The sequence below is a fragment of the Agromyces sp. NPDC057865 genome, from assembly GCF_042796995.1.
GTDB lineage: Bacteria > Actinomycetota > Actinomycetes > Actinomycetales > Microbacteriaceae > Agromyces.
This window is the reverse complement of the sequence record NZ_JBHVMJ010000003.1, coordinates 381,485-407,882: the sequence shown is the minus strand read 5'-3', so window position 1 is coordinate 407,882 and position 26,398 is coordinate 381,485. Positions and strand designations below refer to the sequence as shown.

Annotated in this window: 20 protein-coding genes; 8 read left to right on the top strand and 12 right to left on the bottom strand. The window is 71.8% G+C overall.

Translation table 11 applies throughout. The features are described from left to right. Nucleotides 1-6: 6 nt before the first annotated feature. The 8 genes from ACFVN5_RS14790 to ACFVN5_RS14755 all read right to left on the bottom strand — a co-directional run bounded on the left by ACFVN5_RS14790 (nucleotide 7) and on the right by ACFVN5_RS14755 (nucleotide 9,490). A complete protein-coding gene (locus ACFVN5_RS14790; protein WP_376955996.1) occupies nucleotides 7-1,104 on the bottom strand; it encodes a hypothetical protein in 1,098 nt (365 codons plus the stop codon). A gap of 102 nt (nucleotides 1,105-1,206) precedes the next feature. Next, entirely contained in the window at nucleotides 1,207-1,575 is a 369-nt protein-coding gene (locus ACFVN5_RS14785) for a nuclear transport factor 2 family protein (RefSeq protein WP_376955995.1), read from the bottom strand. 127 nt (nucleotides 1,576-1,702) lie between these two features. Beyond that, entirely contained in the window at nucleotides 1,703-1,825 is a 123-nt protein-coding gene (gene rpmJ / locus ACFVN5_RS14780; RefSeq protein WP_148732402.1) for a 50S ribosomal protein L36, read from the bottom strand. Nucleotides 1,826-1,899: 74 nt separating this feature from the next. Then, entirely contained in the window at nucleotides 1,900-3,921 is a 2,022-nt protein-coding gene (locus tag ACFVN5_RS14775; RefSeq protein WP_376955994.1) for a beta-galactosidase, read from the bottom strand. Further along, nucleotides 3,918-4,841 (bottom strand): carbohydrate ABC transporter permease, encoded by a 924-nt coding sequence (locus ACFVN5_RS14770; protein ID WP_376955993.1) that lies wholly within the window; start codon nucleotides 4,839-4,841, stop codon nucleotides 3,918-3,920. Before ACFVN5_RS14770 ends, ACFVN5_RS14775 begins: the two co-directional genes overlap by 4 nt. Beyond that, on the bottom strand, nucleotides 4,838-5,809 hold the full coding sequence (locus ACFVN5_RS14765; protein WP_376955992.1) for a carbohydrate ABC transporter permease: 972 nt from the start codon (nucleotides 5,807-5,809) through the stop codon (nucleotides 4,838-4,840). The genes ACFVN5_RS14770 and ACFVN5_RS14765 overlap by 4 nt, the downstream gene beginning before the upstream one ends. 107 nt (nucleotides 5,810-5,916) lie before the next feature. After that, nucleotides 5,917-7,266, bottom strand: coding sequence for an ABC transporter substrate-binding protein (locus ACFVN5_RS14760; protein WP_376955991.1), 1,350 nt, complete (start codon nucleotides 7,264-7,266; stop codon nucleotides 5,917-5,919). Between the two features lie 118 nt (nucleotides 7,267-7,384). Further along, a complete protein-coding gene (locus tag ACFVN5_RS14755; RefSeq protein WP_376955990.1) occupies nucleotides 7,385-9,490 on the bottom strand; it encodes a beta-galactosidase in 2,106 nt (701 codons plus the stop codon). 193 nt (nucleotides 9,491-9,683) lie between these two features. On the opposite strand from ACFVN5_RS14755, the gene ACFVN5_RS14750 reads away from it, so the two are divergent. From ACFVN5_RS14750 to ACFVN5_RS14730, 5 genes are all read left to right on the top strand, one after another. Further along, nucleotides 9,684-10,727 (top strand): LacI family DNA-binding transcriptional regulator, encoded by a 1,044-nt coding sequence (locus ACFVN5_RS14750; protein ID WP_376955989.1) that lies wholly within the window; start codon nucleotides 9,684-9,686, stop codon nucleotides 10,725-10,727. A 157-nt stretch (nucleotides 10,728-10,884) separates the two neighbouring features. After that, the gene (locus ACFVN5_RS14745; RefSeq protein ID WP_376955988.1) at nucleotides 10,885-11,253 is read left to right on the top strand and encodes a cupin domain-containing protein; all 369 of its coding nucleotides are present in this window, start codon (nucleotides 10,885-10,887) and stop codon (nucleotides 11,251-11,253) included. Nucleotides 11,254-11,349: 96 nt separating this feature from the next. After that, complete coding sequence (locus ACFVN5_RS14740) at nucleotides 11,350-11,724, top strand: DUF805 domain-containing protein (protein WP_376955987.1); 375 nt, start codon at nucleotides 11,350-11,352, stop codon at nucleotides 11,722-11,724. 67 nt (nucleotides 11,725-11,791) lie between these two features. Beyond that, a complete protein-coding gene (locus ACFVN5_RS14735; protein WP_376955986.1) occupies nucleotides 11,792-12,367 on the top strand; it encodes a GNAT family N-acetyltransferase in 576 nt (191 codons plus the stop codon). 5 nt (nucleotides 12,368-12,372) lie between these two features. After that, nucleotides 12,373-12,771 (top strand): DUF1801 domain-containing protein, encoded by a 399-nt coding sequence (locus ACFVN5_RS14730; RefSeq protein WP_376955985.1) that lies wholly within the window; start codon nucleotides 12,373-12,375, stop codon nucleotides 12,769-12,771. Nucleotides 12,772-12,809: 38 nt separating this feature from the next. Here the strand turns inward: ACFVN5_RS14730 and ACFVN5_RS14725 are convergent, their stop codons facing one another. The 4 genes from ACFVN5_RS14725 to ACFVN5_RS14710 all read right to left on the bottom strand — a co-directional run bounded on the left by ACFVN5_RS14725 (nucleotide 12,810) and on the right by ACFVN5_RS14710 (nucleotide 19,550). Beyond that, on the bottom strand, nucleotides 12,810-13,283 hold the full coding sequence (locus tag ACFVN5_RS14725) for an NUDIX domain-containing protein (protein ID WP_376955984.1): 474 nt from the start codon (nucleotides 13,281-13,283) through the stop codon (nucleotides 12,810-12,812). A gap of 74 nt (nucleotides 13,284-13,357) precedes the next feature. Beyond that, a complete protein-coding gene (locus ACFVN5_RS14720; protein ID WP_376955983.1) occupies nucleotides 13,358-17,866 on the bottom strand; it encodes a S8 family peptidase in 4,509 nt (1,502 codons plus the stop codon). A gap of 163 nt (nucleotides 17,867-18,029) precedes the next feature. Beyond that, the gene (locus ACFVN5_RS14715) at nucleotides 18,030-19,043 is read right to left on the bottom strand and encodes a helix-turn-helix domain-containing protein (RefSeq protein ID WP_376955982.1); all 1,014 of its coding nucleotides are present in this window, start codon (nucleotides 19,041-19,043) and stop codon (nucleotides 18,030-18,032) included. An 18-nt stretch (nucleotides 19,044-19,061) separates the two neighbouring features. Further along, nucleotides 19,062-19,550 (bottom strand): GNAT family N-acetyltransferase, encoded by a 489-nt coding sequence (locus tag ACFVN5_RS14710; RefSeq protein WP_376955981.1) that lies wholly within the window; start codon nucleotides 19,548-19,550, stop codon nucleotides 19,062-19,064. 164 nt (nucleotides 19,551-19,714) lie between these two features. On the opposite strand from ACFVN5_RS14710, the gene ACFVN5_RS14705 reads away from it, so the two are divergent. The 3 genes from ACFVN5_RS14705 to ACFVN5_RS14695 all read left to right on the top strand — a co-directional run bounded on the left by ACFVN5_RS14705 (nucleotide 19,715) and on the right by ACFVN5_RS14695 (nucleotide 26,359). Then, complete coding sequence (locus tag ACFVN5_RS14705; protein WP_376955980.1) at nucleotides 19,715-22,570, top strand: MMPL family transporter; 2,856 nt, start codon at nucleotides 19,715-19,717, stop codon at nucleotides 22,568-22,570. A 1-nt stretch (nucleotide 22,571) separates the two neighbouring features. Then, nucleotides 22,572-24,404: a hypothetical protein gene (locus ACFVN5_RS14700; RefSeq protein WP_376955979.1), complete on the top strand. Its 1,833-nt coding sequence runs from the start codon at nucleotides 22,572-22,574 to the stop codon at nucleotides 24,402-24,404. 635 nt (nucleotides 24,405-25,039) lie between these two features. Next, the gene (locus ACFVN5_RS14695; protein WP_376955978.1) at nucleotides 25,040-26,359 is read left to right on the top strand and encodes an MFS transporter; all 1,320 of its coding nucleotides are present in this window, start codon (nucleotides 25,040-25,042) and stop codon (nucleotides 26,357-26,359) included. Nucleotides 26,360-26,398: the final 39 nt, after the last annotated feature.

Sequence of the window (26,398 nt, the reverse complement as noted above, 5' to 3'; positions counted from 1 at the left end):
GCGCCCTCAGACCGCGTGGTCGACGATCGCCTGGACGACCGCCGCCGGTGCGGAGCCCTCGACCTCGTACACCGTGCCGGCGACCGAGACGTACGCGAGCGACGGCGCGCCGTCGGCGTCGCGCTGGATCACGGCGCCGACGTCGGTGGGAGCGCCGGTGAGCGCGAGCGGTTCGAACCCCGCGTCGCCATCGGGTGCTGCGAAGCGGTCGACGAGGGGTGCGAGCCCGGGGGCGACGGTGACCGTCGTCCACTTCAAGCCTTCTCCCTCGACGCGGCACTGGAACGCGCCGGCGGCGGCGCGGACCGCCCCCGGGAGCCCCGCTGTCGCGGACGTGCCGGGGTCGACGGGCGCGACCACGATGGTGGAGCCCTCGGGAAGCTGCAGCGCGGCGGCGAGGCCGGGCCCGTCGAGGAGTTCGGCGCAGTCGGGCTCACCCGGCGCCGATTCCAGCACGGGCCATTCGAGCTGCGCGGGTGCCGCCTGCTGAACCGTCGTGAACGCCGCCTCCGCGACCGCCGCGATCCGGTCGACGACGACAGAGGTGTCGAGCCCCGCGAACCGACTGCCCGATCCGGTGAGGCCGGCGGCGCTGAGGCGCACGTCGACCCAGGCGTCGCCGGCCGGCGCGGAGAACGCCCAGCCCGGGTCGCCCGCCGAGAAGGAGGCGTCGACGCCGGCGAGCCGGCGGGTGTCGGACGACGGACCCTCCCCGGACGGCAGCGGCACCCACTGGTCGGCCGCCTCGGGAAGCACGTCGATGCGCAGGTACGCCCAGTCGCTCGGCGCGTTGTACTCGGGCATGCCGCTGCCCACGCGCCATGAGCATGGCAGGCCGCCGACGCCCTCGAGCAGCATCCCGTCGAACACGTCGCGGTCCTTGACGGCGGAAACCGGTTCGACCGCCACGCCGTCGGCCCCCTCGAGCGCCGCCGCGACGAGCTCGGGTGGCACGAGCTCGTCGCAGGTCAGCGCCGATGCCGCGGGCGACGACGACGGCGACGGCGTGGCGGTCGGGGCCGGGCTCGCGGTAGGGGCGACGCAACCGGTCAGGGCGAGCAGCAGCAGGGAGACCGTCGCGACGACGGCGGTGTTCGGGCGCACGGCACGAACCTAGCGGCCGCGGGGCCGCGGTGGATCAGGAAGCGCCCGGATGTGGAGAACGACTCGAGCGACGGAGCCGGCGCGGCATCCGCTCGCCCGGGATCACGACTCGGGGAGCTCGACCGTGTAGGAGACGATCTCGCTGATGCGCCCGTCGACGAAGTCGTAGACGTCGCACGAGGCGACGATCGAGACGTTCCCGTCGGGCTCGCTGTAGCGGGCGAGGCTGTCGACGACGACACTGTCCTCACCGACCACGGTGCGGAAGCGCTGGAACTCGGTGGTGACCTCGGCGAGGTCGTGGGCGGTGGCCTTGCACGCCTTCTCGACCTTCTTGCGGCCGAGCAACGGCTTGTTCCCCACCAGCGTCCAGACGACGTCGTCGGCGAGATGCGGCAGCGCGACGTCGAACCGATGGCTCGAGAACGCGCGTGCGATCTTCTCGGTCGTGAGGTCGGTCGTGAGCTCCATTGCTGTTGCCTCCCCGCGCGGCATCCCGCGCTACGGCGATGATGATGCGCTCAGCCTACGCGTGCAGACGCGACGGCGCCCCAGTTCCGTGGAACCGGGGCGCCGAATTCGCGAGCGTGACGCCGCGTCAGCCCTGACGGGCCTTCATGCGGGGATTCGACGGGTTGATCACGAACGTGCGACCGCGCCGACGCACCACCTTCGCGCCACGCTGGGCGGCGAGCGACTTGATCGATGCACGTACCTTCATGGGGACCTCCTCCATCTTATTGAAAGTCATTCTCGATAACGTGGAGGAGGTCCCGGGTATTCCCCGAGCGGGCCTCAGGGGCGCACGATCGCCACCCCCTGCGACGGCAGCTGAAGGCCGGATGCCGCGGCCCCGCTCAGCAGGTCCGTGCCCTCGATGCGCAGCTCCGCGGCATCCGCCCCGTGGTTGATGACGAACGTCAGCTCGCCGCGACGGACCACTTCGACGCCGCTGCCGCTCGCGACCGGTGACGACGGCAGCTCGACGCCCGCCTCCTCGACCAGGTGCGACGCGAGCCGGGAGAGCGCCTCGCGGTCGGGCAGGGTCGCAACGTACCAGGCCGACCCGCCAGCGCCGTTCGCGGCCGCGGCTCGACGCGTCACCGCGGGCCATCCGGCGAGCGCGCCCTCGGTGAAGGTCGCGACCGTCTCGGCGTCGTCGACGCGCACGAACTCGGCCCACACCGAGCCGGATGCCGCGCCGCCGACCACGTCGCCCTCGAGCGCGACCGTGGGCGGAACGCCCCCGCCGAGCGCGCCGAGGTCGGGCGCGGCGGGCGGTGCGAACTCCTCGACCCGGAGGCCGAGCGCGCGACGCAGGGGTTCGCCGAGGTAGCCGCCGAGCCGCACGTGCAGGTCCTCGTCGGTGATGGCCGTGCCGAAGCCGACGACGAGCGTGCCGCCCGCCTCGGCGAACCCGGCGAGCGACGCGACCTCGGAGTCGGTCGCGACGAGGTGCGCGGGCGCCACGACGACGCGGTAGGCCGAGAGGTCGCCGTCGGCACGCACGAAGTCCACCGTGAGGCCGAGCGACGTGAAGGCCCGGTGCCACGCGAACAGCACCTGCACGTACGAGACCGACGTAGGCGACGCGGGCTGCTCGATCGCCCACCAGCTGTCCCAGTCGAGCGCGATGGCCACACTCGCGGGCACGCGGCTGCCCTCGAGGCCGACCTCTGGCTCCGAGAGCCGCTCCAGCTCGCCGCCGAGCTGCTCGATCTCGCGCCACACCCGGGTGTCGGTGCCGCCGTGCGGCACCATGCCCGAGTGGAACTTCTCGGAGCCCGCAGCCGACTGCCGCCACTGGAAGAACAGGACGCCGTCGGCACCGCGGGCGACCGACTGGTACGACCACGCGCGCATCATGCCGGGCGCCTTCGGCGCGTTGCGCTGCCGCCAGTTCACGGCGCTGGGCGACTGCTCCATGAGCAGCCAGGGGGCGCCGCCTCCGAGCGAGCGCATGAGGTCGCGCACCATCGCGGCGTACGCCGGCGAGTCGGGGTCGGCGGGGTCGGGATACGTGTCGTCGGACACGACGTCGACGTGCGGGGCCCACGACCAGTAGTCGACCGGCTTGAAGAAGCCCATGAAGTTCGTCGTAATCGGCACGTCGGATGCCGCGCGGATGACCTCCACCTCGGCCCGGTGCAGCGCGAGCAGCTCGTCGCTCGAGAACCGGTCGAAGTCGAGCAGCTGCGTCGGGTTGCGGAACGTCGGCGCCGCCCGCGGCGGCTCGACCTCGTCGAAGTCGTCGTACCGCTGCGACCAGAACGCGGTGCCCCACGCGCGGTTGAGCTCCTCGATCGTGCCGTACCTCGCCTCGAGCCAGGTGCGGAACGCCGCGGCCGACACGTCGCAGTAGCAGCGGCTGACGTGGCATCCGTACTCGTTGTTGACGTGCCAGAGCTCGAGCGCCGGATGGCCCGCGTACCGCTCGACCATGCGTTCGACCAGGCGCCGCGCGTGCTCGCGGTAGACGGGCGAGCTCGGGCAGTACTGCTGCCGGCTGCCGACCGCGAGGCGCACGCCGTGCTCGGTCACGGGCAGGGTCTCGGGATGCCGCTTCGCCAGCCACGGGGGCGGCGATGCGGTGGCCGTCGCGAGGTCGACCCGGATGCCGCCCGCGTGCAACGTGTCGAGCACGTCGTCGAGCCACGCGAAGTCGTACCCGCCCGGACGGGGCTCGAGGCGCGCCCACGAGAACACCGCCACCGTCGCGAGGTTGATCCCGCCGCGCTGCATGAGGCGCACGTCCTCGTCCCACACCTCCCGCGGCCACTGCTCGGGGTTGTAGTCGCCGCCGTACTTGAGGCTCATCCCTTCACGCTCCCCGTGGCCAGGCCCGACTGCCAGTAGCGCTGCAGCACGAGGAAGGCGATGATCAGCGGCAGGATCGAGACGAACGAGCCCGTGATCACCGTGGAGAACAGCGCCTGGGAGCCGCCGCCGGCGGAGGCCGCCGCCTGGATCTGCGCGAGGCCCACCGTGACGGGGTAGAGCTCCGAGGTGTTCAGCATGATGAGCGGCAGGAAGTAGTTGTTCCACGTCGCCACGAGCGAGAACAGGAACACCGTCACGAGCGCCGGCCCGAGCAGGCGCAGGCCGACCTGCCAGAAGATGCGGAACTCCCCCGCGCCGTCGACGCGCGCCGCCTCGATGAGGTCGTCGGGGATGGCGTCCGCCGAGTAGACCCGCATCAGGTAGACGCCGAATGGGCTGACCAGCGACGGGATGATGACCGCCCATGGCGTGTCCGTGAGGCCGGCCGAGGAGAACAACAGGTAGGTCGGCAGCGCGAGCGCCGTGAGCGGGATCATGATCGCGCCGAGGGTCGCGCTGAACAGCGCCTTGCGGCCCGGGAAGTCGTACTTCGCGAACGCGTAGCCCGCCATCGCCGAGAGCAGCGTGGCGCCGATCGCCGCGGAGACGGAGTACACGAGCGTGTTGACCAGCCATCGGGTGAAGATGCCGTCTCGCACGGTGAACAGCGTCTGCAGGTTGTCCCAGAGCGAGAGGTCGCCGCCGAACCAGAGGCCGAACGTGGAGAAGAGCGCCGCGTTGTCCTTGGTCGACGAGACGAGCAGCCACCACAGCGGCAGCACGAAGTACAGCACGCCGAGCCAGAGCAGGATGGTCAGCAGGGTGCTGCGCCGCTTCTCGGGGTCGAAGCGCCGGCCGAGGCGCGCGCGCGGAGGGGCGCCCACTGTCACGGCCGCGCGGGTCTCGAGCGAGGTCATGGGAGGATCCCCCGTTCTGCGAGGGTCTTCCGTTCTCGGCGCTCGGTCGCGAGCTGGAACACGTAGGACAGCACGGCGATGACGATGCCGAGCAGGAACGCGATCGCGGCCGCGTAGTTCAGCTCCTGGTTGATGAACGCGAGGTTGTAGGCGTAGTAGTTCGGCGTGAACGAGTTCGTGATCGCGTCGGGGGCGATCGCGTTCAGGAGGCTCGGCTCCGCGAAGAGCTGGAACGTGCCGATGATCGAGAAGATGACCGTGAGGATGATCGCCGGCCGGATCGCCGGGATCTTGATGCTCCACGCGACGCGGAACTGGCCCGCGCCGTCGAGCTCGGCGGCCTCGTACAGCTCGCCCGGGATCGCCCGGAGCGCGGCGTACATGATGATCATGTTGTAGCCGACGAACTCCCACGTGACGATATTCATCATCGAGCCGAGGATGTTCGCCGGGGAGAGGAAGTCGGGCGTGCCCCAGCCCAGGCCGCGGGCGATCTGGGCGATCGGCCCGAAGTCGGGTCCGTAGAGGTAGCCCCACATCAGGGTCGCCACGACGGCGGGCACGGCGTAGGGCATGAAGACGAGCAGCCGCACGCTGCGTGCCCCGCGCGCCCGGCCGCTGTCGAGCGCGAGCGCGAAGAACAGGGCGAGGCCCAGCATGATCGGCACCTGGATGATGAAGAACAGGCCCATGCGACCGAGGCTCGCGAGGAACGCCGAGTCGCCGAGCGCCCGGAGGTAGTTCCCGAGGCCGACGAACACGTCGCCCCCGATGAGCTTCGACTCGAACAGGCTGAGATAGCCCGCGTAGACGAGCGGGATCACGAGCATCGTGATGAACACGACGAAGAACGGGAGGATGAACAGGTAGGCGGCGACGCGCTGCTTGCGCTTGGTCGAGCTGGCCTGGCGGCGCGGCGGTGACGCGGTGATCGGGCGCTCGGCGCTGAGCGCCGGTGATGACGACACGGCGGCTCCTCACTCTCGGTTGATGACGGATGCCCTCTGCTGGCGGGGCGGGATGGGAGGGGGTGACGGGGCGCCCGCCGCTGCGGTGCGGCGGACACCCCGCGGGCTCACTCGACGGTGAAGCCCTGGTCCTTCGCGTACTTCACGAGCTGGTCCTGCCACGTGTCGAGCGCGGCGGCGATGTCGCCCTTGTCGGCGATCACCGTGCCCATCGTCTCCTCGTAGCTGGAGTACACGTAGTCCATGAACGGCAGCCACTGGAAGTCGGTGTCGACGGTCGTGGAGATGTCGGCGAACAGCTTGTTCACCTGCTGGCCCCCGTAGAACTCCGACTCCTGGTCGGCGAACGCCGGGTCCTCGAGCACCGAGACCTGCGGCGGGAACAGGAACTGCTCCGTCGCGAGCTTCATCGCCGACTCCTGGTCGGTGTTGATGAACTTCGCGAGCTCGTAGGCCGCGATCGGGTTCTTGCTCGAGGCGAGCACCGCATCGGACGAACCGCCCCAGTTGCCCGAGACCTCATCGCCCGCGGTCCACTGCGGCAGCGCCGCCGCGCGCCAGAGGCCGGACGTGCTCTCCGCGGTGCCCTGCAGGAAGATCGGACCCCAGGCGGCGGTGAGCCAGCCCGCGTACTTGCCGTTCGCGAGGCCCTGGTACCAGGTGTCATTGAAGTCGACATCGGTCGAGATCAGGTCGGCCTGGATCAGCTTCGTCCAGTAGTCGGCGACCTGCTTGGCCTCGTCGCTATTGACGTCGATCTTCACCGTCTCCTTGCCGTCGTAGCCGAACGGCTTCACGCCCGCCTGCCAGAAGAAGCCGATCATCTGGCCGGCTTGGGTCGCGCCGAGGTTCGAGATGTACGAGCCGGTCGAGTCCTTCACGGCCTTCGCGGCGGTCGCGTAATCGTCCCAGGTCGCCGGCGCCTCGGTGATGCCGGCCTTGGCGAGGATGTCCTCGCGATAGAGGTTGCCCATCGGCCCGACGTCCTGCGGGACGGCCCACACCTCGTCGCCGGGCGAGACCTGGTTCCAGGCCCAGTCGACGAACTCGCTCGAGAGGTCGTCGCCGCCGTACGGCGTCAGGTCGAGCAGGGACTCGGGCAGGACGAACGACGGGATGTACTGGTACTCGATCTGCGCGACATCCGGTGCGCCCTCGCCCGCCTCGATGGCGCTGCGGAGCTTCTGGTAGTGCGGCAGACCCTGGCCGACGTTCTCGACCTTGACGTCGATCGCGGGGTACTTCTCCTCGAAGAGCTTCACCTCGTTCTCGATGTCGGGCACCCACGTCCAGAACGTGAGCTTGGTCGGGGTGGTCATCGCCTTGTCGATCTCGTCTTGGCTGACGGGCCCCTGGTCGGAGCCGCCGCCGCTGCTGGGGGTGCAGCCGGAGAGGACCAGTGCTGTGACGAAGGCGCCGGCGCCCAGCGCCAGTGCTGCCCTTGGTGTCTTCCTCATGACCTTCTTCTTCCTCTGGTGGTTCGTATCGGTTCGATGTGCGGTTCGGTGGGGTTCTGTGCGTCTCGTGCGTTCTGTCTGGTATTCGGTTGCGTGGTGACCGGGGGGCCCGGTCGCCTCACCCGTCGATGAGGGTCAGCGTCGACCATGCAGCGAGGGGGAGTTCGGCGCCGGCCGCGTGTGCGGCGGCGGTGACCGCGTCGGTGACGTCGCGGTCGAGGGTGACGGTCGTCTCGGTCCAGCTCCAGTTGAAGACGAACCAGGCGCGTCGGCCGTCGGGCAGCGAGCCGGATGCCACGGTGACCGGCAGCGCGCGGTCGGCGGCGAGCTCGTCGGCGATCGGCGACGGCACGGCCCACCGCACAAGGTCGGCCGCGAGCTCGGGCGAGGGCACGGTGCCGACCACGGTGACACGGCCCGAGCCGTGCTCGTTCGTGGTGACCGCGGGGAAGTCGCCGAAGCGCGGGTGCTCGTAGCGCGCGAGCATGTCGGCCCCGTCGACGATGAGTCCGTCGGCCCAGAGCCGGGCGGTGGCGCCACCGGATGCCGCGAACGGCTCGGTCGCGGCCACCGCGACGTCGTGGCGCAGGTTCGAGAACTCGTCGTAGTGCACGCCCGCCGCTTCGGCGAGCCGCGCAGGCGCGACCTCGACGCGCGCCCGCGCCTCCTCGTCGCCATAGCCCGTGCGGATGCCGACGACGAGGTGCCCGCCGGCGGCCGCGTAGTCGCGGAGCAGGTCGAGGTCGGCGTCGGATGCCGCGTACAGCGCCGGCGCGACGAGCACCGGGAACCGGCTCGCGAGCGCCGCGGCGCCCAGGTCGTGGGCGTGTGCGACGTGCAGGATGCGGGACTGCGCACCCGCGTCGACGACGCCGCGGTGGAACGCGTCGACGATCCGCTGGTACGACGTGCGGTCGGGCTGTCCGTCCGCCGCGGCGAGCGGGGGGAAGAACTCGAGCGCGAACCGGCTGTCGTTCGACCACAGGATCGCGACGTCGGCGTCGGGCTCGTACCCGTCGAGGGCGTCGCCGATGGCGCCGAGGGCGGCGCCGACGCCGGCGAGCTCGTGGTAGACGCGCCCGGGCTCGAGGCTGTGCGGCAGCACGCCGCCCCAGTACGTCTCGGTGCCGTAGGGCAGCGTGTGCCAGTGCCAGTACTCGATCATCGCCGCCCCGCGCGAGATGAACGCGAACGCCGCCTGCTCGAGCTGGCCCGGGTAGGGCGGGAGGTTGAACTCGGAGCCGCCGATCGACTGCGCGTCGGTCTCGGTCACGAGGAAGCGGGACTGCTTCGAGGAGTACATGCGGTCGGCCTGGCGGAACAGCGCCGCGACGCCCGAGGTGGTCCACGGCGTGACGGGCTCGAGGTCGAGGGTGGCGTCGAGGTGGTCCTGCATGGCGTAGTACGGATTGCCGGCGGTCAGGTCGAGGGTCTCGACGAGCTGCTCGTCGGCGAGCGCGGGGCGCGGATAGGCGATGCACGTGGTCACGAACTGCCCGGGGCGCGCGTACTCGCGCACGAGCCCGGCCTGCCAGGCGATGAACTCGGTCGTGAGGTCGGCCTGGTAGCGCCGCCACGCGAGGTCGTACTGCGGCAGCGTGTTGCCGTCGGGCGTCCACAGGTCGGACCAGTCCGAGAGCCGGTGCGACCAGTAGGTGAGCCCCCACTCGCGGTTCAGCGTCTCCACGTCGCCGTACTGCGCCTTCAGCCGGCGCACGAAGCGCTTGAAGGTGCCGCGGTTGTGGAAGAGCAGCATGCCCGGCTCGTTGTCGACCTGGTAGCCGATCACCGCGGGGTGGTCGGCGTAGCGCGCGACGACGGCCCGGATGACGCGCTCGGCGTGGAACCGGAACGCCGGGTGCGAGTAGTCCACCTCCTGGCGGGCGCCCCACGGCATCGGCTCCCCCGTGCGGCGCTCGCCGGCGATCTCGGGATACGCCGTCTGCAGCCAGGGCGGCACCGCATAGGTCGGGGTTCCGAGGATGACCGAGATGCCGCGCGCGTGCGCGCCGTCGAGCACCGGCGCCAGCCAGTCGAGGTCGAACTCGCCGTCGCGCGGCTCCCACGTCGACCACACCGACTCGCCCACGCGGATGACCGTGAAGCCCGCCTCCTTCATGAGGTCGAGGTCGGTCTCGGTGCGCTCGTCGCGGTGGTACTCGGCGTAGTAGGCGGCCCCGAAGAGGATGCCGCTCGGCGGCTGGACGGGCTGGGGGGAAGGCATCTGATGCGTACTCCGTTGTCGGCTGGCCGGATGCTCCGGGCGTCTGCAAGATCAGGATGTTTTCGACAACATCTGACGGAAACCAGAATGTTGCCGATAACATCGGCTTGTCAAGCATCAATTCGGCATCGTGACGAATGGCCCCCGTTCCGGGGCGTCGTGACGCGGCACGCGCTTCGGGAAGGATCGGGGGATGAGCGAGAGCACGACCTCGGTGGAGCTGTCATCGGGGACGCCGCAGCAGAAGCCGGCGACGATCTACGACGTCGCACAGGCGGCCGGCGTCTCCCACCAGACGGTGAGCCGCTTCCTCAAGGGCTTCGAGGGCATCCGCCCCGAGACCCGCGAGAAGGTCGAGCGCGCGCTCGGCGAGCTCGACTACCGCCCCAACCTCACGGCCCGCAGCCTCAAGTCGGGCCGCTCGCACCGCATCGGCGCGCTCACCCACGACCTCTCGCAGGTGGGACCGAGCCGCGTGGCCGAGGGCGCGAGCGCCGCGGCGCGCGAGGCCGGCTACGTGCTCGACTTCATCTCCCTCGACGTGCGCAACCCGCGGGCGATCGAGGAGTCCGTCGAGATGCTCACCCAGCACGACCTCGCGGGCGTCCTGGCGCTCTCGAACACCGACGAGATGACGCGCGCGTTCGAGACGACGGAGTTCCGCGTGCCCGCGTTCATCCACACCGAGGCCGACGACGCGATCACGGGGCATCCGACCGACCTCAACGGCGTCGGCATCCCCGCGCTCATCGACCACCTCGTCGGCCTCGGACATCGCACGCTGCTGCACATCGCGGGCCCCCGCAACTGGTCGGCGAGCCGCAACCGCATCCTCGCCTACGAGGCCGGCATCGAGGCTGCCGGCGTGGCCTCGGCGGGCATCCTCGCCGGGGACTGGTCGGCGCGATCGGGCTACGAGGCCGTGCGCTCCCGCGCCGACCTCGACGCGACCGCGATCCTCGCGGCCAACGACCAGATGGCGCTCGGCGCGATGCTCGCCCTCAAGGAGCGCGGCCTCCGCGTGCCCGACGACGTGAGCGTGGTCGGCATCGACGACATCCCCGAGGCGGCGTACTACGACCCGCCGCTGACCACCGTGCGCATCGACTTCGACAGCCGCGGGCGCCAGACCCTGCTGACGCTCCTCGCGCAGATCGAGGGCACCGACGTGCGCCCGATCGACGTGCCGCCGCCCGAGCTCGTCGTGCGCAGGTCCTCCGGACCGGTTCCGACCTGAGTCACGTCGGCCCCAGAGCCCCGGCGCCCTGCGGTCGGCCCGACGGCGGGGCGGGTCGACTTCGCATGGGGCATCCGACAGTGTTGACCCGGATGGCGACCCGACGACCGAATCGAGGCATCCGATGACGAGTGCGACCTATTCCACCGAGATCACCATGGCACCCACGATGACACCGCCGAGCGAACCGGTGATCGTCCCCGGCGACGCGCTCCGCATCGGCTCCGGACGGACGCGCCGGTTCGTGGGGCGCGATCACGGATCGGGCATCTCGTACTTCTACGTCGACAACGACCCCGGCGAGGGGCCCGGCCTGCACTGGCATCCCTACGCGGAGACGTGGGTCGTGATCGAGGGCACCGCGCGCATCACCATCGGCGACCATGAGCTCGTCGCGAACGCGGGCGACACCTCGACCGTGCCGGCGGGCGTCTGGCACGGATTCAAGAACGCGGGCACCGGCCCGCTCCGAGTGCTCTGCATCCACGCGTCCGACGTGATCGTGCAGACCTGGGCGGAGGAGTAGCCGGAGGATTTCCCATCCGCGCGGCGGGCGAGCCCTGCGGCATGATGGTGGCACGGACGCCCATCCTGGGGCGGCATCCGAGAGGGAGACCCGGCGATGTCATTCGGCGAGGCGATCCAGACGGTCGTGCGCAAGTACGCGGAGTTCGAGGGCCGCGCCGGGCGCGCCGAGTTCTGGTGGTGGACGCTGTTCTACGTGCTGGTGGCGAGCGCGCTCGGCCTCTTCAGCGTCGTGCCGTTCGGCGAGGGCGCGAACCTCGGCTGGCTGCTCACGAGCCTGTGGGGGCTTGCGGCGCTGCTGCCGACGCTTGCAGTCGGCGTGCGCAGGCTGCGCGACGCCGGCTACGGCTGGGGCCACATGTTCTGGGTGCTCGTGCCGATCGCGGGGCTCATCGTGCTCGTCATCTTCTGGATTCAGCCGACGAAGGATGCCACTGCTGCGACTGATTACGTCCCGAGCCGACCGTGGTGAAGACGTCCTCACGGCCGCGGCCGCTGCCCCCGTTGCCGGCGTCGGCGGCCGCTGGCAGGGTGGCGATATGGCGATCGAGGTGCGTCCGGCGACGAGGTTCGTCGACGTGCGCGCGGTGGTCGGGCCGAAACGACCCGACGCCAACGTCTGCTGGTGCCTGAGCTATCGGCTCACGTCCTCGAAGGAGAACCTGTCCCTGCAGGGCCCCGAGCGCGGGGAGCGTGTGCGGCGGCTCGTGCGGCATGACCCGCCCCCGGGCGTGCTCGCGTACGACGGCGACGAGGTCGTCGGCTGGGCGGGCGTGCACCCGCGCGCCGACACGAGCTTCGCCACGAATCGCAAGATCCCGCAGGTCGACGACGTCGACGTCTGGTCGGTGTGGTGCATCCGCGTCCGTCCCGGGCACCGCGGCGAGGGCATCTCCCATCATCTCCTCGAGGGCGCGGTGCGGTTCGCGCGCGAGCACGGCGCGCCGGCGATCGAGGGCTACCCGGTCGACAACCACGGCGAGAAGGTCGACCTCACGATGGCCTACGTGGGCACGCGACGACTGTTCGAGCGCGCCGGCTTCACGAAGGCGGCCGACACCGACTCGGTGCTCAACGGATTCCCCCGCGTGCTCATGCGGCTGGAGCTGGGCTGAACCGCATGGCCGATCGCTTCCGCACGGTCGACGAGTTCCTCGCCGCCCAGGATCCCGCGCGGCGAGCACAGGTCGAGCTGCTGCGCTCGCTCGTGCGCGAGGCGGAGCCGCGACTCGTCGAGACCGTGAAATGGAATTCGCCCGACTTCGTGCTCGACGGCGTCGACCGGGTCACCGTGAACTCGGGCCCGCGCGGGCCGGTCCGACTCATCCTGCATTTCGGCACCGCACGCGCGGAGCGCGCGGGCGGTGCGTCCCGGTTCGACGGCGACCCCGACGGGCTGCTCACCTGGCACTCCGACATCCGGGCGAGCCTCACGGCACCGCCGGCCGACGACCCCGCGGCGCAGGCGGCGGTGGCCGCGCTCATCCGCGCGTGGCTCGCGTTCGATCCCGACGCGTGACGGTCGACCCGTCGCGCTATCGCACGGCGGGTGAGGCGTCAGGCGCCGCCCTCGAATCGCGCCGCGCCCTGCCCGTCGATCGCAGCGGCGATGCGCCGATGCTGCTCCTCGCTCATCTCGGGCAGGTCGCCGAGCGGATGCCAGCCCACCTCCGTCATCTCGCCGTCGACCGGGAACGGCTCCCCCTCGAGCCACGTGCACCGGAACGTCAGGTCGAGGTAGTCCGCCTGGTCGCCGTTCGCGTAGGTGATCCGCGGGATCTGGTGCACCCATGCGAGGTGGTCGACGCGGATGCGCACGCCCGCCTCCTCGAGCGCCTCGCGCTGCGCGGCATCCGCCGGCTCCTCCCCCGGATCGACGATGCCGGTGACCGGCGTGACGGCGCCGTCGTCCGAGCGCCGGCCGATCAGCACCTCGTCGCCGCGCAGGATGACCGCGGTCACGCCCACGAGCGAGAGCGGGAGGGTGCCGACGTGGCGGCGCAGTTCGAGCACGAAGTCGGGCGTGGGCATGCCTCGACCCTAGGCGACCGCACCGCGCCGAACCGACCGGATGCCGCTCGTGACGACATCCGGCCGGTGCGGGCTCAGCGCTCGGCGCGCCGCCGGCGACGGAACTCGGCGACCATCAGCAGTCCACCGAGCACCACGACGATGCCGGCGAGCGCCACGGCGGCCGCGATGTCGGCGCCGGTGTGCGCCAGGCCCGATCCGCCCGCCGGCGGCTTCGTGCCGCCCGGGTGGTCGCCCGGGTCGCCGGGATGTCCGGGGCCTCCCGGGTTCCCGGGGTCGCCGGGGTCGCCCGGGTCACCGGGGTCGCCCGGATCACCGGGGTCACCCGGATCACCGGGGTCGACGACCGGCGCCAGGTCCTCGAGGGCCACCGGCGTCGTCAGGATCAGCCGGTGCGCGGACATCTGGTAGTCGTCGTGGATCACCTCGTACTTGGCGCGCACCCAGAACGCGGCATCCTCCTCGACCTGGATGGTGCGCGACTCGGTCGGCCCGGGCTCGGTGACGCGGTCGTGCGGCACCGACTCGAGGTAGAAGCGACCCGAGTAGATGGAGTCCCCGTAGCCGACCGAGAGGTCGAACCCGCTGCTGTAGGCCGGGTACCGGTTCGTCATCGTGAGCGTGATCGGCGTCTCGGCCGCGGCGGCGGGGGCACCGTCCTCGAGCGAACCGTCGGAGAAGGTCGCCCAGAACTCGTTGGAGATCTCGGGCTCCTCGGCGCAGCGGTCCGAGCCCTCGTTCTCATAGGAGCCGATGAGGGCGCCCTCGAGGATCACGTCGACGCCGGTGACGGCCGTGACATCGAACGTGCCCGAGACGACGGGCTTGTCGACCCACAGCGAGGCGAACACGAGCGGCCCCGCGCACAGCTTGTAGCGCATGGTGAGCTGCGAGACCGCGCCCACGCTGTTGTCGTACCGGAGGTCCATCGCGTTCGGGTCGTCGGCGTTCGGCGTCAGCGTGAGCGCGTTCGGCGCGGTCGCCTCGACCGTGAACGTCTGCTCGTGGAGCTGCAGGTCACCCCCGTCCGCTGCGACCGTCGAGACGCTCGCCACGTAGTCGCCCGGGGTCACCGTCACGCTCGAGGATCGCCGCGAGTCGACGTCCCACATGGGGTCGAGGTCGAGCTCGAGCCGCTCGTCGAGCAGCACCGTGCCCGCCGCGCTGGTGATGACGACGTGCGACGTGCCGCGGCCGCCATAGGAGAACTCCGCGGCCGCCGTCGCCGTCCCGTCGGCGAGGTAGTCCACTGCTCCCCACGCCTCGTAGACGAGGAGCGACGCGGCGTTCACGACACCATCGGCCGCTCGGTCGCCCGAGACCAGCCGCAGCTCGTGGGGGCCCTCCGCGGCATCCGCCGGCATCGTGAATTGGCGGCCGGCGCTGCCGTCGTCGCCCACCACGCCGGTCGCGAAGGGGGCGCCGTCGAACGTCACGGTGTACGCGGCACGCGGCTCGAGCCCGACGGAAGTCACGGCGAACGGCTTGCCGGGCCGCACGAAGCCGGGAGCGACCGTCATCGAGGTCTCGGTGTCATCGACGAGCGGCTCGCCGGGCGTCGTGACGACCACGTCGGTCACGGCGCGGGTGTCGACGAACCGCACCCGGCCGTAGTAGCGGGAGCCGGGAGCCAGGCCGGACCACGACACGTCGACCGCGGCCGGCTCGCCGAGCTGCATCGAGAGCACCTCGGGGTCGGCGGTCGGCGCGCCCGCAGCCGGGTCACCGCCGAGCAGGTACGCGGTCAGGTCGTAGTCGAGGTCGCCATCGCCCGAGAAGGCGTCCACCTCGAGCACGTAGCGCCCGGCGCCCGCGTCGGGCAGCACGATCTGCTCGTCCGCGTTCGGCGAGGTCGCCTCCCGCATCTGCCACGTCACGCCGTACGGATCGACCGTGTACAGCCGCAGGTCGAGGTCGGCCGCGTCGTCGGCGGCGTCGAGGTCGAACCGCGCGAGCGTGGTGCCCTCGGGGATGTCGATCACGTGGCGGTCGCGCACGCCCGCCGTGATGGCGCCGTGGAAGACGCGACCGGCGACGAGTCCCTGCACGTCGATCGGGACATCCGTGGTGTCGCCCGCCGAGACCGGAATCCCGACGGAGCCGGCGACGCCCTCGCCGTGGACCTCGCCGGGTACCGCGATGACGACGGGACGCACCGCGAGCGGCATGGTGATGGAGCCCTCGTCGCCGCTCCACCGGAGCACGCCCGTCGTGAAGGCGTCGAGCGCGGCATCCGTGCGGCGGAAGGTGATCGTGATCTGCTGCTCCTCGCCGGCCGCGCCGAACTCGAGCACCGACGGGCTGACGGTGACGTCGACGCCGCGCACGTCCACGGGCTGCGCCTCGTAGCGGCCGGCCGCGGTCGCGGTCGCGGTGCGCGTCACGGCCTGCACGCCGGCGAGGCTGCCGATCGAGACCGACGCGAGGTTCAGGTCGGACGGATCGATCCCCGCCACGCCGAGGTCCGCGATCCCGAGCCCCTGCACGTAGCCGTACCAGTCGTCGAGGCCGTTGAGGAACAGGGCGCCGGGTTCGAGGAAGCGGGTGGGGTCGACGTGCCCCGCGCCCTGCGCGAACGGATCGGTCATCGGCGCGCCGTCGGGGCCGACGGTGTCGTACGCGGTCGTCATGAGCGCCGACTTCACCTCGGCCGGCGACGCCTGCTGGTGCTCGCCGAGGTAGAGCGCGGCCAGGCCCGCCACGTGCGGCGACGACATCGACGTGCCCGAGAGCAGCTCGAACGTGGGGTCCTCGCCCTCGGCGTTGCGGCCGTCGGCGAGGATCGCGACGCCGGGCGCCGTGAGGTCGGGCTTCAGCACGTCGCCGCCGTCGGCGAGGATCGGGCCCCGAGACGAGAAGCCGGCGATCTGCGGCGTCGCCGGTGACGGGCCACCGGTCGTGTTCCCGTCCTCGAGCACGGCCGAGGCATCGGAGGTGGCGGCGTAGTCGTTGAGCGCCTCGTACCACTCGGCGTCGACGTGCACCGTCGGCACGGCGTGCGCGTCGACGTCGATCGAGCTGGGCGTCGCGTTGACGAGCACCATGCCGATGCCGCCCGCGCGCGCCACCTCGGCCGACTTCGCCGTACGGTCGATCACGCCGCGGTCGCAGAGCACGATCCGTCCGGCCGCGAGCGACGGGTCGAGCGTGCCCGGGCCGCAGAGGCGCGGGTCGGCGGCACCGGCCGCAGCGATGGCGGATGCCGCGACGAGCGGACCGGCGACACCGCCCGCCGGAACGGTGATCGAGCCGCCAGGCAGGGCGCGGCCGTCGCCGAGGCGAACGGTCGCCTCGTAGCTCGGGATGGTGGAGGCGGCCACGGTGGTGACCCACGGCGCCGCGTTGTCGGCCGTCGATGCCTCCGGTCCGTCATTGCCGGCGGATGCCGCGACGAAGATGCCGGCGGCCGCGGCGCGCAGGAACGCCTGGTCGGTGAGCGACACCGTCGTGAGGGCTGCGCCTCCGCCGATCGAGTAGTTGATCACGTCGACGCCGTCGTGCACCGCGGCGTCGATGGCGGCGAGGATGTCGCCGGTGGAGCATCCGTCGTCGGAGGGCGTCGGGCCGGCCCAGCAGACCTTGTAGGCGGCGACCTTCGCGGCGGGCGCGACGCCCGAGATCTCGCCGAACTCGCGTCCGCCCACGATCGCGGTCACGCCGAACTCGCCCGCGGCCGTGCTGGCGGTGTGCGAGCCGTGGCCGTTGCCGTCGCGCGGCGAGAGGACCTCGCCCCGCTCCCGGCCGATGTAGTCGCCGCCGTAGTTCTCGACGAAGTACCGGGCGCCGATCAGCTTGGTCGAGCAGTCCGCCGCGTCGAACTGCTCGCCGCCCACGCAGGCGCCGCGGAAGGTGCCGCCGTCGGCCTTCTCGAAGACGATGGCGTCCCCGTCACGGTAGGGCGCCGGACCCGATGCGTCGCCGAGCTGGTCGCCGGCGAACGACGGGTTCTCTGGCGAGATCCCGGTGTCGATGACGCCGACGACGATGCCCTCCCCGGCGGCGTCGCTGCCGCCGAGGTCGTCCCAGACGCCGCCGTCGCCGCTGAGGCCGAGGAACTCGGTGGACGGCACGGCCTCCTGGATGTGCAGGAGCTCGTCGGGCACGACCGTCGCCACGCGCGGGTCGGCCGCGAGCGACGCGGCCTGCTCGGCGCTGAGCCGGCTGCTGAACCCGTTGGTCGCGAGCGTGTAGGAGCTGATGATCTCGGCGTCCACCGACCCGGCGACGGCCTCCTGCGTGACCGCGAGGTGCTCGGCGTAGGCGACGGCGCGCTTCGAGCGCGCGTTCAGCTCGTCGCCCTCCCTCGCCCGGGTGGCCGCGTAGGCGTCCACGCCGCCCGCGTACGTCGCGACGGCCTCGTCGCGGAGGGTCACGATGTAGCGTCCGTCGGCGAACTCGGAGGCGGGGTCGGCGCCGACGGGCGACGCAGCGGCCGGCGCCGTTCGCTCGGACGGCGGGATCGGCTGCGCCGCCGCCACGGGTGCGGGAGCGACGACGGCGACGGACGCGGCGAGCAGCGTCGCCACGACGGCGACGCCGAGGCGCCGCCGCGATGCATGGAAGGAGCGCGGAGGTGTGATCACGGGAGTCCTTGGAAACGAGGTGGGACCGGGCGGCGGACCCGCGAGGGGCCGACGGTGGTCTCATTGTGCGCGAGCGCTCCTCGGCCACGATGTCCGGTTCAGGCCAACGACCGCTACCGGCCAGATCTTGAAACGCGGGCGTTACACGAGACGCTGTCGGCGCTCAGATCCAGCCCCGGCGGGCCGCCTCGACGCCCGCCTGGAAGCGATTGCCCGCACCGAGCTCGGCGAGCAGCTCCTGGCTGCGGCGCCGGAGCGTTCGCGGCGACATCCCGAGCTGCCGCGCGATCGCCTCGTCCTTCATCCCGACGGCCATGAGCGCCAGGATCGACCGCTCCTCGACCGACGCCTGCCGGACCTGCGCACCGGGCAGCAGCCGCCCCTCGGTTCCCGCGTCGCCGACCTGCGCGCGGGCGTCGGGCAGTGGCACGGCCCGCGACCAGTGGAACTCGAACAGCTCCCGCAGTGCCTCGACGAGCGGCGGCGCGTGGGTGATGAGGGCGTCGACGCGTCCCGGCTCCAGCGTCAGCGAGATCAGGGCGATCTCTCCGTCGACGATCGCGAGCTTGACCGGCAGCTCATCGGTGATGCGCGCCTGTTCGCCCTGCTCGGCGAGTCCCTCGACCTCGTCCCAGGTCGAGCCCTCGTCGAAGCTCGCGAGCGTGTAGATCGCGCGCCAGTCGACACCGCGGGCGAGCACTTCGGCCTCGAACGGATCGAACGAGGCCGAGACGTACGGCGGCCGGTCGAACGAGAGGAACTCGCGCGTCGCCTGGTGCTGCAGGCGTGCGTACCAGGCCGCGACCGTGTCGGGATCGGTCAGCACGACCGCCTGGTGGGACCCCGACTCGCTCGGCGACGCCGCATCGAAGTACTCGACGAGCATGGGGATCGCCTCGCGGATCCGCATCGCCTGGTCGCTCAGCCGATCGAGCACCGCTCGGAGGGCGAACCGGGGGTCCACCGCCGAGTACTGCGGCCGCCGGCCCTCGAGGCGCGTCACGAGCCCGAGCTGTCGCAGCCCCTCGAGCTGCCGGAGGGTGGCCTCCTCAGCCAGGTCGAACTGCGCGGCGACCTCGGCCGCACTCGACCGGCCGTGCATGAGCACGTGCACGTAGACGCGCTCACCGGTCGCGTCGAGCCCGGCCACGTCGAGCAGCGGAGGGTCTTCGGCCACGCGGCCAGCGTAATCGCCTCAGAGGAACAGCTTGAACCCCACGTGCGACGCCGCGAACCCGAGGCGCTCGTAGAAGCGGCGGGCGTCGGTGCGCCGCGCGTCGGAGGTGAGCTGCACGAGCGCGGCGCCGCGCGCCCGGGCGTCGTCGATCGCCCACCGGATCATCGCGCCGCCGAGTCCCAAGCCACGGAGCCGGTCGGCGATGCGCACGGCCTCGATCTGCATGCGACTCGCGCCGCCGCGCGAGAGTCCGGGGATCAGCGTGAGCTGCATGGTGCCGACCACCGAGCCGTCGGATGCCTCGACGGCCACGAGCGTCTGCGCCGGGTCCGCGTCGATCGCCGCGAACGCGCGCTCGTACCGCGCGAGGTGCTCGGGCGCCGAGCTGTCGTCGTTCGCACGGAGCGCGTCGGCGGCGATGAGCGCGACCAGCGCTTCGAGATCGTCGCGCTCGGCGCGACGCAGGGTGAAGGAGGTGTCGCCGAGGGCGATCGTCGCGAGGGGCACGCTTCGAGCCTATGTTCGCCAACAGCGCCGGTCGGCCTCTGCGCCGCCGAGCCGTGCGTATCGGGACGTACCCCGAATCGGTGCCTTGCGGCTGTCGCGTGGCCGGTCGTAGGTTGAGGGCACTGTCTGCCGGGCGGGACGGCAGCTGATCGGAACGGGGCGCCATGTCCTCCGTGCTCTCCATGCTCGGCCGCTGGGCCTACCGGGCCCGCGTGCTCGTCGTGGCCTGCTGGGCGGTGGCGATCGCGGTGCTCTTCACCGTCGCGGCGCTCGTCGGCACCGGCACCGACAACACGTACCGCATCCCGGGCACGGAGTCGCAGGAGGCGCTCGACGCGCTCGCCCGCACGTTCCCCCAGGTCGCCGGCAGCTCGGCGCAGCTCATCGCGGTCGCGCCCGACGGCGGCGATGTCACCCAGTCGGACTTCGAGGCCGACGTCGCGGCGTCGATCGACGCGATCTCGGGCATCCCGCAGGTCTCGTCGGTCTCGAACCCGTACGACACCCCCGGCAGCGCGAACATCGCCGAGGACGACTCCGCCGTGCTCGTGCCGATCCAGCTCTCGGTCGGCACCACGGCGGTGGAGCCGTCGACGGCGCAGTCGCTGCAGGCCGCGGGCGCCGCGCTCGAGGCATCCCTGCCCGACGGCTCGCAGGTATCGGTGGGCGGCCAGCTCTTCTCGCAGACCTCGACCGGCATCAGTGCGACCGAGCTCGTCGGCCTCGCGGTCGCGTTCGTGGTGCTGCTCGTGACGTTCGCCTCGCTGGCCGCCGCCGGCATGCCGCTGCTCACCGCGCTGCTCGGGGCGAGCGCAGCGCTCGCCATCGTGTACGTCGGCACGCGGTTCCTGACGATCACGTCGACCACGCCGCTGCTCGCGCTGATGCTCGGACTCGCGGTGGGCATCGACTACGCGCTGTTCATCATCTCCCGCCACCAGGACCAGCTGAAGCAGGGCATCGAACCCGAGGAGTCGACGTCGCGGGCGGTGGCGACCGCGGGCTCGGCAGTGGTGTTCGCCGCGACCACGGTGATCATCGCGCTGCTCGGCCTCGCCGTCGCGGGCATCCCGTTCCTCACCACCATGGGCGTCGCGGCGGCCCTCGCCGTCGCCATCGCGGTCCTCATCTCCACGACGCTCACGCCGGCGCTGCTCGGCTTCGCGAAGTGGCACGTCGTCGCGAGGCGGTTCCGGCCGGGCGGCGCGGCCGCGGCGGCAGCGGCGGTGACGGATGCCGCGAAGCCGGCGGCTCCCGATGAGGAATCCGAGCCGGTTGCCTCGTCCGAGCCACCCGACGCGCCCGCCGCGGAACCCCTCCCCGACGACGAGCCCGAGGCCCCGGTGCGGCGCGGGTTCTTCGCGGGATGGGTCCGCGGCGTCATCCGCTGGCCCATCGTCACGGTCGCCCTCGTCGTGATCGGGCTGAGCCTGCTGGCCGTGCCCGCGGCGAGCCTCAGGCTCGCGCTGCCCGACGCGGGCTCGCTCGACGAGGCCGAGCCCGCGCGCATCACGTACGACCTCATCGACGAGCACTTCGGTCCGGGGTACAACGGGCCGCTCCTCGTCACGGGCCAGGTCATCCAGAGCACGGACCCCGTCGGACTCATGGACGACATCGGGGCCGAGATCGCGACCGTGAAGGGCGTGGCATCCGTGCCCCTCGCGACGCCGAACGAGGCGGGCGACACCGGCATCGTGCAGGTGATCCCCGAAGGCGGGCCCGACTCCGAGGAGACGAAGGCGCTCGTCGCGGAGCTGCGCGGGATGCACGACCACTTCCAGGAGGAGTACGGCGTCGACCTCGCGGTCACGGGCTACACGGCCGCGGGCATCGACATCTCCATCCAGCTGACGGAGGCGCTGCTGCCGTTCGGCGTGCTCATCGTGGGGCTCTCGCTCGTGCTGCTCGCGATGGTGTTCCGCTCGATCGTCGTGCCCGTGACCGCCGCGCTCGGCTACGTGCTGTCGATCGCCGCGGCCCTCGGCCTCACCGCGCTCGTGTTCGTGCACGGCTTCCTCGCCGGCCCGATCGGCGTCGCGTCCGTCGGCACGGTGATCAGCTTCATGCCGATCATCCTCATGGGCGTGCTGTTCGGGCTCGCGATGGACTACGAGGTGTTCCTCGTCACGCGCATGCGCGAGGACTACGTGCACCACGGCAGGCCGAGGCGCGCGATCATCGAGGGCTTCGTCGGCTCGGGCCGGGTCGTGACCGCGGCGGCGATCATCATGGTCGCCGTGTTCGCCGCATTCGTGCCCGAGGGCGACGCGTCGATCCAGCCGATCGCCTTCGGCCTCGCCGTGGGCGTCGCGATCGACGCGTTCGTCGTGCGGATGACGCTCATCCCGGCCGTGCTCGCGCTGTTCGGGCACCGCGCGTGGTGGATCCCCGCCTGGCTCGACCGGCTGCTCCCCCGCTTCGACGTCGAGGGCGAGGGGCTCTCGCACGAGCTCGAGCTCGCGGACTGGCCCGAGCCCGGCTCCGACCTCGCGCTCGTCGCGGAAGGCCTCCGAACGTCCGACGCCGTGGGCGCACCCGAGGTGGACCTCGCGGTCGCACCGGGCGAGCTGCTGCTCGTGCGCGGCGGCACGGCGTCGGCGCGCAGCGCGGTGCTGCTCGCGCTCGGCGGCCGGTCGCCGGTGCTCGGCGGGCGCGTCAAGGTCGACGGGCTGGTGCTCCCCACGCGCGCGGGCGCCGTGCGCCGGCGCACCGCGTACGTGCACGCGGGCCGCACGGAGGACGTGGTCGGCGACCTGCGGAATGCGCTCGTCGGGGCATCCGTCGTCATGGTCGACGCGATCGACGCGGTGACCGACCCGGTGCTGCGGGCCCGGGTGCGCCACCTGATGACGGATGCCGCGATCGCCGACCGCCGACGCGACGGCGCTCCCCTCACCTTCGTCGTCGCGTGCCGGCCCGACGCCCGGCTCGACGACCTGCTCCCCTCGCGCGCGATCGTGCGCACCGTGACCCTCGCCTCGTCCACGGCCGGCCCGACCCTGGCGACGGTGCGCTGAGATGGCCCGCCGCGCGTTCGCCGCCACCGCCGGACCCGAGCGGTTCGGCGTGCTCGGGAGCATCGGGCTGGTCGCGCTGCCGCTCGCCGTCGGCGGGCTCCTGACGTGGTCGCTGTCGACGCCGACCGAGGACCTCGACCGCGTCACGGCGGCCATCGTGAACGACGACGTGCCCGTGTCGCTGAACGGCCAGACCGTGCCCGTCGGGCGGCAGTTCGCGGCCGGGCTCATCGCGGGCTCCCCCGATGCCGGCGCGGGCTCGGACTTCGACTGGGTGCTCACGAACGACGACGACGCGGCATCCGGCCTCGCCGACGGCACCTACGTCGCGGTCGTCACGATCCCGCCCACCTTCTCTGCGTCTGCTACGTCGTTCTCGGGACCCGCGTCCGACGCGGTGCAGGCCGAGCTCGACGTCGAGACGGCCCCGACGTCGGCGCTGCTCGACCCGGCGCTGAGCACCGCGATCACCTCGGCCGCGGTGTCCGCACTCAACGCGCAGCTCATCTCGCAGTACCTCGGGCAGGTCTACGCGGGCTTCAACACGATCAACGAGCAGATCGGCCAGGCGTCCGACGGCGCGTCGCAGCTCGCCGACGGGGCATCCTCGGTCGCCGACGGCGCGTCGCAGCTCGCGACCGGTGCGGGCCAGCTCGCGGCCGGACTCGACCAGCTCGACGCCGGTGCCGACGCCCTCGCGAGCGGCCTCGCCGAGCTCGACGCGGGCGTACAGTCGCTTCCGGGCCAGACGGCGCAGCTCGCGCAGGGCTCGGCCCAGATCGCGTCGGCGACGGATGCCGCGGCGAGCGCGATCTCGGGCGCCACCGACGAGTTCGCGGGGGTCGTCGACACGGTCTGCGAGACGATCGGACCGCTGTGCGACCGCGCCCGCGCGGCGCTCGCGCGACTGCAGCAGGCCGACTCGGACGTGGGCGCCCTCGCCGCCGGCGCGGACGCGGTCGCCTCGGGCAACCAGCAGCTCGCCGACGCGATGCCCGGCCTGGTCGGCGGCGTCGACGCCTCGGCGTCCGGCGCGGCCGAGGTCGCCTCGGGGGCGTCCTCGGCCGACGACGGGGCGGCGACGCTCGACACCGGTGCGCAGAACCTCGCCGCGGGTGCCGCGCAGGTCGACGCGGGCGCCGCGCAGCTCGCCGACGGGCTCGCGCAGGCGGTCGAGCAGATCCCGACCTACACCGACGACGACATCGCGATCCTCACCTCGGTCGTCTCGCAGCCCGTGCGCGCCGACCGGGTGACGCCGGCGCCCGGCATGCAGTCGGTGCCCTTCTTCGCGGTGATCGCGCTCTGGATCGGCGCGATCGCCCTCGCGCTCGCCCGGTCGGCGGTGCCGACCCGGCCCCTGCTCACGGCGGAGTCGTCGGGGTCGATCCTGCTGCGGACCGCGCTCCCGGGCGTCGCGCTGGGCGCCGCACAGGGTCTCGTCGTCGGGATCGCGGTGCTCTTCGCCGTGCAGACGGACCCGTTCGGCTGGGTCAAGTTCATCGGCGCGTGCGCGTTCATCGGGATCGTGTTCGCCCTGGTCGACCAGGGCCTCGCCGCGGCGTTCGGCGGCCCCGGCCGGTTCCTCGCGGTGCTCGTGGCCGTGGTGGCGCTCGCGGTCGGCCTGTCGTCGACGGTCCCCCCGTTCGTCGAATCCCTCGCCGCGGTGCTCCCGACGACGCCGGCGCTCGGCCTCCTGCTCGCGGCGCTCGCCAACGGCGACGGCTGGGCCGACCTCGTCGGCCTCCTCTGCTGGGCCGCGCTCGGCATCGGGCTCATGTTCGCGGGCATCGCCGCGCGTCGCCGGGTGCGCGTCGCCGAGGCGGCGGCGTAGCGGCACATCCCCGTCGATCCGTCGCAGCTGCACTGTCCCGGCGATCGCGATCCTGCATCTGCGCCGGTTCGACGGCACGAGGCATCCGGATGCCACGACTGGGCGATCTTGGCGACTCCGCCTCCGCGCACCGCGCCAACATCGCCCACTCGCCAGATCGATCGGGCTCAGATGCACGGTCGAACCCTGCATCCGCGCCGGTTCGACGATCTCGCAGCATCCGGATGCCGCGACTGGGCGATCTTGGCGAGCCGGACCGCGCGCACCCCGCCAACATCGCCCTCTCGCCAGATCGATCGGGCGCAGATGCACAGTCGAACCCTGCATCTGCGCCGGTTCGATGATCTCGCAGCATCCGGATGCCGCGACTGGGCGATCTTGGCTGCCCTGACCCCGCGCACCCCGCCAACATCGCCCACTCGCCGCAACTGCGTGCACAACACACACCCGCCCGCAGCATCCGCCGCCCCGACCGCTCACCGCACAGACCCGGCCGTTCGTCGCATCCGAACTTCCGGAATGCGCCGTCCATGCGCTATGGTCGGACACCTGACCGAACGATCGGTCAGGAATTGCGGCGCACCACCCCAGTGCCGGTCCCCATACCCCGCACGCATCAGAACAACGGAGTTCGCATGTCGACATCTGTCCAGGAACAGGAACGCACCGGGAGCATCACCCGCGAGGAACGCAAGGTCCTCGCGGGCACGCTCGTGGGCACGTCCATCGAGTGGTACGACTTCTTCATCTACGCGCAGGCCGCCGGCCTCGTGCTCGCCCCGCTCTTCCTCGCCCCGGTCGCCGAGTCCAACCCCGGCCTCGCGCAGGTGCTGTCGTTCGCCACGATCGGCATCTCGTTCCTCTTCCGCCCGCTCGGCGCCGTCGTCGCCGGGTACCTCGGTGACAAGCTCGGCCGCAAGAAGATGCTGGTCTTCACGCTCGTCATGATGGGCATCTCGACCGCGCTCATCGGCTTCCTGCCGACGTATGCCGCGATCGGCATCGCCGCACCGATCCTGCTGATCCTGCTCCGCATCCTGCAGGGCTTCTCGGCGGGTGGCGAGTGGGGCGGCGCGGCGCTCATGGCCGTCGAGCACGCCCCCGACCGCAAGCGCGGCTTCTTCGGCGCGTTCCCGCAGATCGGCGTGCCGGTCGGCATGATCCTCGCGACCTCGACGCTGTTCATCCTCACCTCGTCCATGTCGCCCGAGGCATTCATGGAGTGGGGCTGGCGCATCCCGTTCCTGCTGTCGATCGTGCTCATCATCGTCGGCTACGTGATCCGCCGCGCGGTCGAGGAGAGCCCGATCTTCGAGGACCTCCTCCGTCGCCGCAAGGAATCGTCCGCTCCGCTCGGCCAGCTCTTCCGCCACAACAGCAAGAACGTCATCCTCACGGCGGTCATCTTCATCGGCAACAACGCCGCGGGCTACCTGCTCATCGCGTTCTTCGCGACCTACGCGGTCGCGGTGCTCGGGATGGACCGGCCCACGGTCCTCCTCGCGACGGCGCTCGCCTCGTTCGGCTGGCTGATCTTCACCCTCTGGGGCGGAGCCGTCTCCGACCGGCTCGGCCGGGTGCGCACGTTCCAGATCGGCTACGCGTTCCTCGCGCTGTGGGCCGTGCCGATGTGGTTCCTCATCGACACCGGCAACATCGTCTGGTACTTCGTCGCCCTGTTCGTGATGACGTTCGGGCTCGGCCTCTCGTACGGCCCGCAGGCGTCGCTCTACGCCGAGATGTTCCCGGCCAACGTGCGCTACTCGGGCGTCTCGATCGGCTACGCGCTCGGCGCGATCCTCGGCGGCGCGTTCGCCCCGATGATCGCCGAGGCCCTCATCGGCGCGACGGGCCACTCGTGGACGATCGGCGTCTACATCGCGATCGCCGCGGTCGTCTCGCTCATCGGCGTCTCGCTCGTGAAGGAGCCGAAGGGCGTCGACCTGCACGCCTAGGTCGCCGTCCGTCCACAGACCGAAGAGCGGATGCCTCCC